The organism is Streptomyces sp. NBC_01506 (genome assembly GCF_045040295.1).
Taxonomy (GTDB): domain Bacteria; phylum Actinomycetota; class Actinomycetes; order Streptomycetales; family Streptomycetaceae; genus Streptomyces.
The window spans coordinates 5,383,054-5,395,824 of sequence record NZ_CP109422.1 but is presented as its reverse complement, the minus strand read 5'-3'; the positions used below and the strand labels follow the sequence as shown (position 1 = coordinate 5,395,824).

Annotated in this window: 13 protein-coding genes; 11 read left to right on the top strand and 2 right to left on the bottom strand. The window is 69.3% G+C overall.

The window, feature by feature from the left end; all coding sequences use genetic code 11:
• Positions 1-11: 11 nt before the first annotated feature.
• Complete coding sequence (locus OG329_RS23915) at positions 12-1,337, bottom strand: hypothetical protein (protein ID WP_405797936.1); 1,326 nt, start codon at positions 1,335-1,337, stop codon at positions 12-14.
• Positions 1,338-1,586: 249 nt separating this feature from the next.
• Here OG329_RS23915 and OG329_RS23910 point away from each other — a divergent pair, with 249 nt between their 5' ends.
• The 6 genes from OG329_RS23910 (at position 1,587) to OG329_RS23885 (ending at position 5,812) form a co-directional block, all read left to right on the top strand.
• On the top strand, positions 1,587-1,853 hold the full coding sequence (locus tag OG329_RS23910; RefSeq protein WP_405797935.1) for a hypothetical protein: 267 nt from the start codon (positions 1,587-1,589) through the stop codon (positions 1,851-1,853).
• Positions 1,854-2,099: 246 nt separating this feature from the next.
• Positions 2,100-2,279, top strand: coding sequence for a hypothetical protein (locus tag OG329_RS23905; protein WP_405797933.1), 180 nt, complete (start codon positions 2,100-2,102; stop codon positions 2,277-2,279).
• Positions 2,276-2,464: a hypothetical protein gene (locus tag OG329_RS23900; protein ID WP_405797931.1), complete on the top strand. Its 189-nt coding sequence runs from the start codon at positions 2,276-2,278 to the stop codon at positions 2,462-2,464. The genes OG329_RS23905 and OG329_RS23900 overlap by 4 nt, the downstream gene beginning before the upstream one ends.
• 53 nt (positions 2,465-2,517) lie before the next feature.
• Positions 2,518-3,726, top strand: coding sequence for a hypothetical protein (locus OG329_RS23895; RefSeq protein WP_405797930.1), 1,209 nt, complete (start codon positions 2,518-2,520; stop codon positions 3,724-3,726).
• A gap of 11 nt (positions 3,727-3,737) precedes the next feature.
• Positions 3,738-4,628, top strand: a complete 891-nt coding sequence (locus OG329_RS23890) for a lactate/malate family dehydrogenase (protein ID WP_405797929.1) — start codon at positions 3,738-3,740, stop codon at positions 4,626-4,628.
• Positions 4,625-5,812, top strand: coding sequence for a hypothetical protein (locus tag OG329_RS23885; protein ID WP_405797927.1), 1,188 nt, complete (start codon positions 4,625-4,627; stop codon positions 5,810-5,812). The genes OG329_RS23890 and OG329_RS23885 overlap by 4 nt, the downstream gene beginning before the upstream one ends.
• On the opposite strand, the gene OG329_RS23880 is transcribed toward OG329_RS23885, so the two are convergent.
• A complete protein-coding gene (locus OG329_RS23880) occupies positions 5,771-6,289 on the bottom strand; it encodes an Imm21 family immunity protein (protein ID WP_405797926.1) in 519 nt (172 codons plus the stop codon). The genes OG329_RS23885 and OG329_RS23880 overlap by 42 nt on opposite strands.
• 158 nt (positions 6,290-6,447) lie before the next feature.
• Here OG329_RS23880 and OG329_RS23875 point away from each other — a divergent pair, with 158 nt between their 5' ends.
• The 5 genes from OG329_RS23875 (at position 6,448) to OG329_RS23855 (ending at position 12,740) form a co-directional block, all read left to right on the top strand.
• On the top strand, positions 6,448-7,830 hold the full coding sequence (locus tag OG329_RS23875; RefSeq protein ID WP_405797924.1) for a hypothetical protein: 1,383 nt from the start codon (positions 6,448-6,450) through the stop codon (positions 7,828-7,830).
• 333 nt (positions 7,831-8,163) lie between these two features.
• Positions 8,164-8,988, top strand: a complete 825-nt coding sequence (locus OG329_RS23870; protein ID WP_405797923.1) for an IclR family transcriptional regulator — start codon at positions 8,164-8,166, stop codon at positions 8,986-8,988.
• 89 nt (positions 8,989-9,077) lie between these two features.
• On the top strand, positions 9,078-9,671 hold the full coding sequence (locus OG329_RS23865; protein ID WP_405797921.1) for a LuxR C-terminal-related transcriptional regulator: 594 nt from the start codon (positions 9,078-9,080) through the stop codon (positions 9,669-9,671).
• Positions 9,672-9,831: 160 nt separating this feature from the next.
• Positions 9,832-11,376, top strand: a complete 1,545-nt coding sequence (locus OG329_RS23860) for an acyl-CoA carboxylase subunit beta (protein WP_405801985.1) — start codon at positions 9,832-9,834, stop codon at positions 11,374-11,376.
• A complete protein-coding gene (locus OG329_RS23855; RefSeq protein ID WP_405797919.1) occupies positions 11,373-12,740 on the top strand; it encodes a wax ester/triacylglycerol synthase domain-containing protein in 1,368 nt (455 codons plus the stop codon). Before OG329_RS23860 ends, OG329_RS23855 begins: the two co-directional genes overlap by 4 nt.
• Positions 12,741-12,771 lie beyond the last annotated feature (31 nt).

Below are 12,771 nucleotides of genomic sequence, written 5' to 3'. Positions count from 1 at the left end.
TCGCGTCGTGACTACTGCGGGAGAGCCAGCCGGCGCGGGGGGTACATTTCGATCTCTTCCCGGATCTCGCGGGCCGTGACGCTGTCCCGCGCGGGCCCGCTCATGAGGGTGTGACGGACCCGCCGGGCTGACGCGACAATGCCGTTGCTCCGGTAGCTGGGCGGCAGGTCCAGCACCGGACGAATGGCTTCCGCAGTTCCGTCGACGTCCCCGCCGTGAAGACGCGCGAGGCCAAGGGCGCATTGTGCGCCGGCCAGATCGCCGAAGGCCCAGTCATCGGCATCCGGGTCGGAAAAGCCCTCCACGGCCAACTGAGCTCGTTCCACAAGCTCCGTGCCGCCGTTGTTGAGCAGGACCTCGGACTCCGCCTCGTAGTAGAGCTGTTTTTGTCGCGAGTACGTGAACAGACCTCCCAGTTCATCGAGTTGATCGGGCTGGACACTGTCCCGGCGGTCGGTTGCATCCCGAATGGCCAGCCGTGTGGTCTGCTCGTCTCCCAACACGGCAGCAGAACGGGCCTGAAGGCCCAGAAGCCACAGCCCAGCCGTACCTCGGTCGGGGGCCGTCTGCGCGCCCTGCCGGGCATAGTGGAGCGCGTCTCCGGGGCGGCCCGACCAATAGGCGATCAGGGACTTGAGTCCGTCGACCATGGCAACGAGACCTGGATGTTCCGCCTCTCGTGCGCAGGCATGGGCAACCCGCGTCATCGTCATGGCCTGAGCCGAGTCCTCCATGTCGTGGAATCCCTTGGCCATCAGGAAGGACAGAACGGCTGCCGAGACGTTCAGGTCCCGGAGTTGTGACGGCGTCACCCTGCCGCCCTCCAGGAACCGGAAAACCCTGTCCTGTGTCTCGACCAGGTCCGGCCAGAGGTCGGCGAGCGGAGAACGCGGATAGGTGGCCACCAGGCGCCGCACATCCTCCGCCAGGAAACCCAGCTCATCCTCCCCTACACGCCCCCGCTCTGCTCCGAGCACGTATTCCCTCGCGCGCCGTATAGCCATAGCGCCCATCCTTTTCATCTCGTTCAGGTCCATGCCGGGCTCGGCAGGGCAATGCGTACGTGCCGGGCCGGCAAGGGAAGGAAAGGCCGGAACGCTTCCCTCCGGGACCTCCGTCCACAGTTGCTCAATGCTGTGACCGAACCAGTTCACGAGCACCCTGCGGGAGTCGTTCTGAGGTCGCCGTGTCCCGTAGTACCAGGCTTCGAGGGTCGACGGAGCGGGTTGCAGACCGCTCAACCCAAGCTCCGCAGCCACCTCGTTGAACGGTCCGATGAACGCGCTGTAGCTCTTCAGCTCGCGCTCGTCGAGGAGATAGCGCAGAAGCGTGCCCATGCTGCTCCTTCCGTCCGTCTACCGCACGTCACCAGCACGAGGGTAATTCGCTCACCCCTACAACTTGCCCTGTTGTGACGGCACTTAGAGGGGTCGAGGGAAAACCGAGGTAGTAACCATTCTCTGTAGGAAGAGCCGATGACGGATTGGGGATATCTCTGTTCGGCGCTCCTTGCAACGCTCGTATCCCGCTGCTGACCCCCCGGACCGCGAGGCACGCAACATGGCACCCGCCGAAGAGAAGTCCCGATGAACACGGTGATCAGACACGCTGACTGGTCGCTCGGTGTCGACACCGAGCCCGGCGCCTCCGGCCCGGTGCACGAGATCGCGTGCACGACGTGCGGCGAGTCCTCCGGAGCGGCGGAGGAGCGGGCGAGCCGCGAGCAATGGGCTCTCCACCACACCGGTGGCCATCCGTCGCACCGCGGCTACCGGGGAATCACTGCGGCCTTCTTCCGCATGACGCCAGCACCCGGAAACCCGTACGCAAGCACCCCGCCCCGAGCCACCTGAACTGATGCCATGAACCCCCCACTCCCCGCATGTTCAGCGCCAGCGCCGGAACTCGTGAGTCCGTCGGCTGCCCCCTCGCCTGCCGCGCCGCCGCCCCAGGGTGACGGCAGAGGGTGTCTCTACGCCCTGTCGATACCGAGCTGCTTCGGCTTCCTCGCATTCATCGGCACGCTGCTCCTTCTCGTGGCCGTGCACGACCTCACCTGGTGATCCAGCTCAGTGATCTAGCTGTCGAAAGGCGCCCCCATGGCCGCACCCACAGCAGCAGTACAACCGGCCCCGGACGAAGGGCTGGTGGAGCTTGAAGAGACCATCCACGGCGGTGGCTTCTGGCGCCTCGTACCCGAGTGCGTACCCCGCGTCTACGCCCCGGTCGACCGATCGCTCCTCAAGCACGTCGAGACCTGTCTGCGGCGGCTGACATGAGGGCGCGTCACGGCGCCGCGGTTCTCGAGCCCGTGGCCGTCGAGGGGTGTGACGTGTGCGCGGCACTGGCCGCGCAGCGGGAGGAAGCCCGCCGCCGGGGCGGTCAGCCGACAGTCGAGGACTGCGACAACGAACTGCGCGCGCACGCGCACCACGCCCGCCCCGCGCGTCGGCACACCCCATAGCCCGGCTCGGTTCGATAGCCGGACGGGCTCCAACTCTCGCCCAGGAGGCGGTCGTGACCCTCACGACAAGCGAGCGAACAGCGGCGGCAACCCCGACGCAACTGCAAAACGTGACCCGGCGGGCCATCTCCCGCGCGGTCAAGGACCTGTGGCCGAACAAGCGAATTGTCTTGGGCAAGCCGTGCCCGAGCGTCACCTCCTACGTCTGCCGGGTCACGGTGGACGACGAGGAACTGATCGCGAAATACGGCTGGTTGGGCGTGTCCCTGGTGTCCCTTCTGCGAGGGGCCGGAGGGGCCTGGAAGGACGTACGGCAGGCGCAGGCGGCGTATCTGCGCAGCGCTGATCCGGTCATCGCTCGCGAGGCGCGGCACCTGAAGTTACTTCGTGAGCTCGGACGCCCGCGTGTGTGCGAGACGACCGCTCTCCACCAAGGCGTTCTGCTCACGCGGGTCGTGCCAGGCGTGACGTTGGTCGATGAACTGATGGCCCGCCCGTGGGACACAGGCGACCTCCTAGAAACGGCCTTCGCCGCCCTGGGAGACCTTCACGGTCCGTCGGGTGCACGGCTTTTGGGCAGAGCGGCGCCGATCGGTGAGCGTTCCGTCGTCGGTGTCTTCCGCCGCAAGTTCAACGGCCTGAGCGCCGGGGCCTACCTGACCGCGCTCGGCCAGGACAGTGGGCTTGCGGAGTCCGCGCGCCAGGAGGTCGTGGAGCTGACACAGCACACCGTGTGGCGGCTGCTTCGGATGGGTGGCGCCATCTCATCCCGAAGGAACATGGCGATCTACGGGGATCTCAAGCCTGAGCACGTCGACGTCGACGGTCCGCGTATGCACTTCATCGACCCGGCCGTGCAGTGGGCCGGCGGCCCACAGCCGGACATCGCGAAACTCGTCGGCCGGTCGCTTCTTCTCGCGATCGGCCACCCCGACCGGAGCCTCGGGCAGCAGATGGTGCGGGGCATTGCCTCCACACTCGCCCGGCAGGCTTCGGCGGTTCCGGCGAGCGGGCGCGCGGGCTGGCTGCGCGAGGTCCTGGTGCTGTGGCTCATGGACACAGTCAGCATCCTGAGCACCTGCCTCAGCGCACCACCTGGGCTTCCCCTGGCGCCCCACCACCAGACCCTCGTCAAGCAGGCCCGTGAGGTGGCGGGCATTGTCAACCGGGTGAGCGCACTCCTCACCGGGACAATGGCAGGACCCCGGCTCCTGGACGTCGTGTTCTCCGAGGTCGAGCAATCCACCGGCGGCGTCCGGTGACCGCCGCTGTCATGGGGATCGTCGGTGCGGGCACCATCGGGCAGACCCTCGCCGCCGGCCTCGTCGCCGCCGCGCTCCCGGACCGGCTCCTGGTCGTGTCCCGGCAGCCGGACCAGGTCCGTGCCCTGACCGCCGATCTCCAGGACCTCGCCCACGCCGCCCGCTCCCGTACGGCGGTTGAGCCCGGCGAAGTGGATGACCTCCAAGGGTGCGACGCGGTGATCGTCACTCTCCGGACGTCCTTCACGAACACGGCCGAGCGTGACATACGGCGTGGCGGTGCCACCGCCAACGCCCCCGCCCTCGGCACCCTGGCCCGGCAGTTGCGAGGCTTCGGGGGCACCGTTCTGGTCGTCACCAACCCCGTGGACCTGATGGCCCGTCGCTTCGCCGAAGTGTCCGGCTGCGCCCAAGTCTTCGGGATCGGGTCGAACCTCGACTCGGCCCGGTACCGGATCCTGCTGGCCCGGTACGCCGGCGTGCTTCCCGACCGCGTGCACGGCCACGTGATCGGCGAGCACGGCGACCGCGCCGTCATCTGCGCCTCAACGACGACCATCGATGGCCGGCCCGTCCACGTACGGACAAGGGCGGTCGTGGACGAACTTCAGCGGCGGCCGGCGCTGATCCGTGCCGGCATCGGCCGTACCCGCTGCGGGCCCGTCGGCGCGGTGCTCTCCACGCTCCGTAAGAGCCTTGGTCTGGCCGACGGCGTCGAGGAGTTGTCGGTGCCGTACGGGGATGTCTGGCTCGGAATTCCGATGCGCTTCACAAGCGGTACGGCCCTACCGTGCCTGCCCCGGCTCTCCCCCTCCGAACGTCTGTGTCTGGACTCTGCGGCCAGCGGTCTCCGCGACGCCTACACCCATCTCCCCGCTCCTACCGAGAGGACCGCTCCATGATCAGCGCCACCCGACTCGACGCCGCCACGGCGGCCGTCACCGTGCTCAGCAACCGCGCCGAGGTCACGGACTGGGCCCTGCGGTACTTCGGCCCGTGGTGGAACGCCACGTCAGCGGACGCCGCCGCCCTCCGCGTCGGACCCGTCGTGATCGCGGACGTCGAACCTGCCGACTACGAGGAGATCACCCGACTCGTCCACGACGGCCGGCCCACCGAGGAGGTGGACTACGCGAAGCACACCATGCTCGTGGCGCACGACGGCGAGGACATCATCGCCACGTCGCCCGAGGAGGGGATCGCGTACCGCAGCACGCCGGTGTCCGGTCGGCTCGTCCTCGCCGGTGCCGACGCGCGGGCGCTCGCCCTGGCCGCCGCGCGACTCGCGCGCGAGTCGATCCGTGGTCAGCTCCTGCGGGACGGCTGGGCCGTCCTCCACGCCTCGGCCGTTGTGCGGGAGGGCGACAGTGCGACGGTCCTCACGTTCGGCGACAAGGGCGCGGGCAAGACCACCACGGCTCTGCTGCTCGCCTCGCACGGCTGGCAACTCCTCGCCAACGACCGGGTCCTGGTCCGGCCGGCCGGCGCGCGGGACGTCCAGGTCCTTCCCTGGCCGTCCGCCGCCGCGCTCGGCCTCGGGCTGCTGCACTCGCTCGGCTGGGATGTCAGGGCGCGGGAGTACCTGCGGGCCGGGGCCGGCTTCCATCCGACTCAGCACGAGTCCGTGACCGAGGCGCTGCTCGCCGGCGATCACACGCCGCTGTGGGACGGCAAGGGCAAGGAGCGGAAGGTCCAGGTCTGCCCGGACCAGTTCCCGGCACTGTTCGAGGTTCCGCTGGCCACCGGAGGGCGGGCCGCCGCCCTGCTGTTCCCCCAGGTCGACGCCGACGCGGCGCCCGGCGTGGTTGACGCAGTACGCGCCCTCGGAGAGGCGGACTTCATGTCCGGGGCCACCGAGGACCGCTACCCGGACGTCTTCGGGCTGGCCCAGGGTGTCGACGGCGGCGGCCGGGACAGCGTCCGTACGGAGGTGGCCCTGCGTCTCGCCGCGCTGCCGCATCACGCGGTCCGCCTCAACCACGACATCCCGGCCGGCGCCGCCCTGTTGGGCAAGGTCGCCGACACGGCAACGCGACCGGGCGCGTCACCGCTGCGGGAGACGTCGCATCCGTACAAGGACCGATGAGGTCAGCGGATCGGGCTCCACGTACGCCCAGCTCACCGCGTACCGGCCGGACTCCAGGTCCACGCGCGCCTGGTCCTGCCCCGCCAACTCCCTTCCCGACCAGACCGGATCGAAAAGGAGCACGGCTCCTGAGAGGTCCCAGTAGATCTCGGGCTCCCACGCGGCCGCGTCCAGAGCGGGGCCGATGCTCTCAAGGAACTCAGCTTCGGACTCACCGGCGCACCAGCGCACGAAGAGGCCCGGCCCAGGAAGGAATGCGGTCGAGGCGGGCTCACCACCGAGGACCAGGGCAACCTCCGATCCGACAGCGATGAGGCCAACCCACCCGTCGACCTCGCACGCTCTGTCGTAGTCGGTTTCCTGCTCGTCGCTGTCCGACCCGAGCCAGGACGGCAATGCCCCCGCCGGGACCATGACCAGCGGCCCGCCACTGGATTCCACCCACTCGACCGCACCCGGATCCGCGTACCTGACCATGCGGGCAAGCTACACACCGGCAGTGACAGGCGCCCGCCCGCGCCCACCGGTCGGGGTCGCCCACGGGCCGCTCCGGGAGGGGGAACCGTTCCGCCGGATTTCGCGTGGTGTCCTGACGTGTTGTCGGTTGGTGGTGGCGTGCGACCGAAGGGGGAGCGGTGAGCAGCGTTCGGGTGCGGGCGATGGCGGGGGTGGGGGTGGCGGTGTCGGCCTCTTTGGCCCTCGTCGCGTGTGGGCCGGAGAAGCCGAAGGAGTACACGGGCGCGGACCCTTCGGAGGCGTCCGCGACCGCGGCGGCCCAGTTCGCGCCGCTCGTGCGGCTCCACGAGAAGGAGTCGCTGATGCCGATGGACGCGACTCGGTTCATCGAGCGGTCGGTGCTGCGCTTCGACCACGACGGCTTCTGCCGTGAGGAGGAGCCGGTGGCCGATCCCGTCGACCCACGGCGATTGGGCACGCGTGCCGCCGCCCCCTACCGACACCAGGATGTCGAGCCGGGGAAACCGTCGTCCAAGCCGGTGAGCTGCCCCGGGCACGCGTCGGACAAGGAGCACGCCGCGACCGATGTCGGCGCGGGCTTCTATCTCGACCCGCCCGAGGAGGTGCGCGAGGGGGAGGGCCCCGGCGCGCCCGCCTACTGGGAGTACCACAAGCACAAGAGCGATCCGGCGCGCTCGGCGTACGTGTACTGGTTCTTCTACCCGTACAACAACCTGCTCGTGGGCAACAGGCACGAGGGCGACTGGGAGCGCGTCGCGGTCCAACTGCGCGACGGCAAGCCGCGGGCCGTGACGTTCGCGAAGCACGGCGACACTCCGTGCAGCGTGAAGTGGGCGGACCTGAACCCGAGCGACGGGCATCCGACGGTGTACTCGGCGCTCGGTTCGCACGGTTCCTACCCGGCCTCCGGAGTCCACCGGGTGTCACACACGGTCGACCGGACGTCCGACAAGGGCGCCGAGTGGCGCACGTGGGACAACGTCCGCCCCGTCGACGGACAGCCCTGGTGGGGGTACGGCGGGTGGTGGGGCGCGCAGGAACACGTGAAGGGGTTCAACGGACCGATGGGCCCGTACCCGAACCGTCAACTGCCGGGCGTGTTCAGCGACGAGCCTTGCGGGGACGCCGACAAGCCGCCGGCGGACCCGCCCGCCGACCCGCCCGAGGAGCAGCCCGAGGAGCAGCCCGCGCCCAGGACGAAGGAGGGGGCGATCAAGCGTTACGAGCAGTTCCTCCACGCCGTGGGCCGCGAGGACATCGACACGGTCTGCGAGGTGGCCGGGCCCGCGGCGAAGCAGGCCGAGGACCAGGGGTTCGGGCCGTGCGAGGTGACGTTCCGCATCACGTTCCAGATGATCCCGCCCACGCAGAAGAAGGCTCTGCAGACGGCGACGGTCGACCCGCAGGGCGTCATCGAGCTGGCGCCGGACCGGTTCGAGATGCCGACCGCGGCGGTCAGGGCCTCCGTGACGTTCTCCGACGACGAACTCGGCGACTCCACCATGGAGTACATGAAGGACGAGTGGTACGTGGTCGACTGACCGGTCCTGTTCCCCGGGCAGTTGGCCGCTGATCAAACGCTCAAGACCCACCACAGGCAGGCCGCCGGCTCAACCTCCGGCCGGTGGCCCCCGGTCAGCGAAACACGCGAACTCGACAGTGGGGGATTGCGTGATCGTTCGCGCGACCCGGCATATGCGGCCGTAGGCTGACAGGGCGGCCCGCTGAGTGACGGTGGGGCGCCCCGCATGCGAGCGCGGCGACCGTACTGACCATGCGGAACGGCAACCAGTCATCTGCCACCCACTCCGATGCCGGGCTTGTAGCAACCCCGTGTCGGGCGTGGCAGGACGTCTTACGGAGGAACGGGGATCATGACCAAGAGCGGTCATCGAGGGGGAAGCAATCACGCCGTCCGGGTCTTCCGGGTCCAGAGAGCCTTCACCGAGCTGGAAGGACAGGTGCACGGTCCCGGGGAGTTGGCCGAGGCGACCGGGCTGGACGACTCGACCGTCCATCGCATTCTCCAGTCCGGTATCCACGACGGCATGTTCGTACGCGAGGGGCGCGGGCTTTACCGGCTCGGTCCCGGCGCCGCGCGGCTGGGGCTGAAATCGCTCAGCCACGCGCCCAACACCGAAGTGGCGCACGGGGTGTTGGAGGAGTTGCGGGAGGCCACCGACGGAGGGCTCGTGTTCCTCTTCGCGCTGGCCCCGTTCGGCGGTGCCCGCAAGCAGTGTCTGGACATGGCCGTGGGCGATTCTGACCTGGCGGAGCTGGGCATCAGCCGGCGCGCGCTGCTGACGGTCTTTCAGTCGCTGCGTACGGGCGCGGGCGGGCGGGCGATCCTCGCCCATCTGCCGGAGGTCATCCAGGAGGCCGTGCTGGCCGAGCCGCCGCCGGTGGAGGCGGGGCCGGGGGTGTTCCGGGACAAGGGAACCCTGCTCGCCTCCCTCAAGGCCGTACGCGAGCAGGGCATGGCCGTCGAGTCCGAGGAGTGTGCCGCAGGCTGGAACGGCCTTGCCGTGCCCATCCGTTGGGACGGCCTGATCATGGGGTCGCTGGCGGTGCTCACACCGAAGGACGGTGTGCCGCACTGGCCCAGCAGGGTCCTCAGAGCCTTCGAACTGGCCGCGGAGGCGTTCTCCGAGGCGGGCGGGCACGGCGCCTGGTCGTCGGAGACCACCAGCTCCTTCTGACGCCGGACCCCTGCCCCTGACGCGCGCGGTTCTCACGCAATCAAGGTGTCACCGCGCCGTCACATAAACCGCCGGGCGGTGCGCCGGAGGTGACCGGCGTTCACGGGGTCTTCACTCCCGGTATATGCGAAACCGCAGCCGTTTCTCATGTGCCGGGAGTGGGTCCGCTCGAATTCTCATCCTGCGGGAGAGCATTTTATTTTCTTGACAGACCCCGGTGCCGGTACTCAATACTCAAGACAGGGAGAGCCGGAGTTCTTGCGCTTCGGATTTACTGTCACGGGGAGTTTGCCTTGGTCCGCGCCGTCGTTTCCCGTTCATACACTTCGGAAGAGAGTCGGGCGCGCTGCGCGCCGGACGCCCTCGCCGCAGGCTGTTCCACAGGCCAGGCTGCGAGTATCGCCTGTTCGGCAGCGACCGAACCGCCCTCCTGGGAGGCGGAGTTGGATCGCGTGCCGTTACTCTCCGCGCGTGAGGCCGACGTATTCGAACTGCTCGGCGAGGGCTATTCGAACCGCAGTATCGCACGGAGACTTTCCATCACCGAACGCACAGTCAAGTTTCATGTGGCGCAGGTGCTTTGTAAATTACGCGTTGAATCCAGGTTACAGGCCGGGCTGGTCGCGCACTCTTATCGGCGACTGTACCAAAGTACAGTTCCCCGCCGAATGAATGCTCGATAGTTTATTGCCGGAAGGAAAGACCAGAGGCCATGGGCCCGGTTTTTCTTTGAGGACTTTTCCGGGAAAGGACGAGCCCATGCCGGCCCAGCCCGCCGCTGTCGCCGAGAGCCCGGCGCCGCCCCGTACGGCACCCGCCGCCTCCCATCCCGCCCCGCCCGGCATGCGGGAGAGCGTCGAGACCCTGCACGCCACCCGACTGGCCGCCGAAGAGGGCCCCGGTCCGCACGCCACCGAGCAGCAGCACGCACGGGGCAAGCTGACCGCCCGTGAACGACTCGACCTGCTTTTCGACCAGGGTTCGTTCACCGAGGTCGAGCAGTTGCGCCGGCACCGGGCCACCGGATTCGGTCTGGAGGCCAAGCGGCCCTACACGGACGGTGTGATCACCGGGTGGGGGACCGTGCACGGCCGTACCGTCTTCGCGTACGCCCACGACTTCCGTATCTTCGGCGGCTCGCTCGGCGAGGCGCACGCCACGAAGATCCACAAGATCATGGACATGGCCGTCCAGGCGGGCGCGCCGCTGGTGTCGCTCAACGACGGCGCGGGCGCCCGTATCCAGGAGGGTGTCTCCGCGCTCGCCGGATACGGCGGGATCTTCCAGCGCAACACCAGGGCTTCGGGGATGATCCCGCAGATCTCGGTGATGCTCGGCCCGTGCGCGGGCGGCGCCGCCTACTCGCCCGCCCTGACGGACTTCGTCTTCATGGTCCGCGAGACCTCGCAGATGTTCATCACCGGACCGGACGTCGTCCAGGCGGTGACGGGCGAGGAGATCACCCAGAACGGCCTGGGCGGCGCCGACGTCCATGGCACGGTCTCCGGCGTCGCCGGGTTCGTGTACGACGACGAGGCCGAGTGCCTGGACGAAGTGCGCTTCCTGCTGTCGCTGCTGCCCTCCAACAACCGGGAGCTGCCACCGGCCCTGGAACCGGACGACCCGGCCGACCGCCGGACCGACGCGCTCGTCGACCTGGTCCCCGCCGAGGGCAACCGGCCGTACGACATGCGCGCGGTGATCCAGGAGATCGTGGACGACGGCGAGCTGCTGGAGATACACGCGGGCTGGGCCGGCAACATCATCTGCGCGCTGGCCAGGCTGGACGGGCGGACCGTCGGCGTGGTCGCCAACCAGCCAGCCCAGTTGGCCGGAGCGCTGGACATCCACGCCTCCGAGAAGGCCGCCCGGTTCATCTCCATCTGCGACGCCTTCAACATCCCGCTGGTCACCCTGGTCGACGTGCCGGGCTTCCTGCCCGGCGTGGACCAGGAGCACAACGGCATCATCCGGCACGGCGCGAAGCTGCTGTACGCGTACTGCAACGCCACCGTGCCGCGTATCTCCCTCGTGCTGCGCAAAGCGTACGGAGGCGCGTACATCGTCATGGACTCCCGCTCCATCGGCGCCGACCTGGCCTACGCCTGGCCGACGAACGAGATCGCGGTGATGGGTGCCGAGGGCGCGGCGAACGTCGTCTTCCGGCGGGAGATCGCCGCGTCCGACGACCCGGAGGCGACGCGGGCCCAGTTGGTCAAGGAGTACCGAACAGAGCTGATGCACCCCTACTACGCCGCCGAACGCGGGCTCGTCGACGACGTCATCGACCCCGCCCGGACCCGCTCGGCGCTCATCGAGGCGCTGCGGGTGCTGCGTACCAAGGACGTCAGCCTGCCGTCGCGCAAGCACGGCAACCCGCCGACGTGACGGCCGCCCAGGACACCGCGCGCACGGTGCCGGGCGGACGTACCGCCGCCCTCGATTCGGAGCCGTCAGTGAACCTTCCGCTCAACCCGATCGATGAGGTCTTCCTCGCCATGGACGGGGAACAGACCCTGGTGCAGGGCCAGTTCCTGCGATTTCACGGGAAGGCACCGTCGCTCGACCAGCTTCACGACCATCTGGCGGAGCGGCTGCCGAGACTGCCCAGGCTCACCCACCGGCCCGTGACCGACCGACGCGGCGCCTTCCGGGTGCCCAGCTCCGGCTTCGACCTGCGCGACCACGTACGGCTGATGAGACTCCCGGCGGGCACCGAGCTGGACGACGTGCTCACCGCCCTGGTGCGCCGGCCGCTGGGCGACAACGGCCCCCTGTGGTCGATCGATCTCGTCCACGGATACGCCCCCGGTGAGTACGCCGTCTGCTACCGGGTCCACCACTGTCTGGAGGACGGACTGGGAGCGGCCCACGTCGCCACCGTCCTGTTCGGCGACACCCCGCATCCGGGGCGGACTCCCGCGAGCGGGGAGCGCGAAGGGCGGCGGCGCGGACCGCTGTTCACCGCCGGGCCCGGTGAACTGCTGCACGGCGTGGCCAGCGTGGGCAGGGGCATGGTGCGCGGGCTGCTGCCCGGCCGGCTCTGGCCACGGGCACAGTGTCCGGCCCCGGAGAACCTGGCCATGTGCAGCACCAGCGCGACGCGGCGTGAACTGGTCAAGCTGGGAAGGGAGTTCGGCGGCACCGTCAACGACGCCTTCCTCATGGCGCTGTGGGGCGCGCTGGCCGCCTGGAGCACCACGGACGACGGGTGCCACGACGTGCGCTCGGTGTTCCGCGCGTCGCCCGTGCCGGTACGGATGCCGTTGAGCACCCGGCACATCGGCGAGGAGGACGCAGTCGGCAACCACCTCACCACCGTCGTCGTCACACTGCCCCGGCGGGAACTGCCGCCCGCCCAAGCCTTCGCGCAGTTGGTCGACAGCACCCAGCGGATGCGCCGCAACGGTCTGCGCCCGGCGAGCAGGGCGCTGCTCGCCCTGCTGCCCGGCGGTCTGATCCGGTGGACGGTCAAACGGCTGCTCAGCCCCCGCGCGTCACCGCTGTACGCCTCCAACTACTCCCTGCCCACCTCCCTCTCCTTCCGCGGCGACCCGGTGGTCGACGCGATACCGCTCGGTGTGCTGCTGCCGGGCAACGCCCTGTCGGTGACCCTGCTGTCCTGCGGCTCCCGGGTCCAGGTCAGCTTCCTGTACGACCGCAGACTGCCGGGCGCGCAGCGACTCGCCGCCCTGTGGCGCAAGACCCTGGACGACGAACTCCACGCACTGGGCGCCCTGCCGGCCGTGTAGGCGGCGGTTCGCCGCTCGCCTCGGCCGGCCC

Coding starts and splice junctions, on each gene's coding strand:
- OG329_RS23870 (WP_405797923.1), top strand. CDS start 8,164: ATGACCAAGAGCGGTCATCGAGGGGGAAGCAATCACGCCGTCCGGGTC.
- OG329_RS23860 (WP_405801985.1), top strand. CDS start 9,832: ATGCGGGAGAGCGTCGAGACCCTGCACGCCACCCGACTGGCCGCCGAA.
- OG329_RS23910 (WP_405797935.1), top strand. CDS start 1,587: ATGAACACGGTGATCAGACACGCTGACTGGTCGCTCGGTGTCGACACC.
- OG329_RS23900 (WP_405797931.1), top strand. CDS start 2,276: ATGAGGGCGCGTCACGGCGCCGCGGTTCTCGAGCCCGTGGCCGTCGAG.
- OG329_RS23885 (WP_405797927.1), top strand. CDS start 4,625: ATGATCAGCGCCACCCGACTCGACGCCGCCACGGCGGCCGTCACCGTG.
- OG329_RS23915 (WP_405797936.1), bottom strand. CDS start 1,337: ATGGGCACGCTTCTGCGCTATCTCCTCGACGAGCGCGAGCTGAAGAGC.
- OG329_RS23880 (WP_405797926.1), bottom strand. CDS start 6,289: ATGGTCAGGTACGCGGATCCGGGTGCGGTCGAGTGGGTGGAATCCAGT.
- OG329_RS23890 (WP_405797929.1), top strand. CDS start 3,738: ATGGGGATCGTCGGTGCGGGCACCATCGGGCAGACCCTCGCCGCCGGC.
- OG329_RS23905 (WP_405797933.1), top strand. CDS start 2,100: ATGGCCGCACCCACAGCAGCAGTACAACCGGCCCCGGACGAAGGGCTG.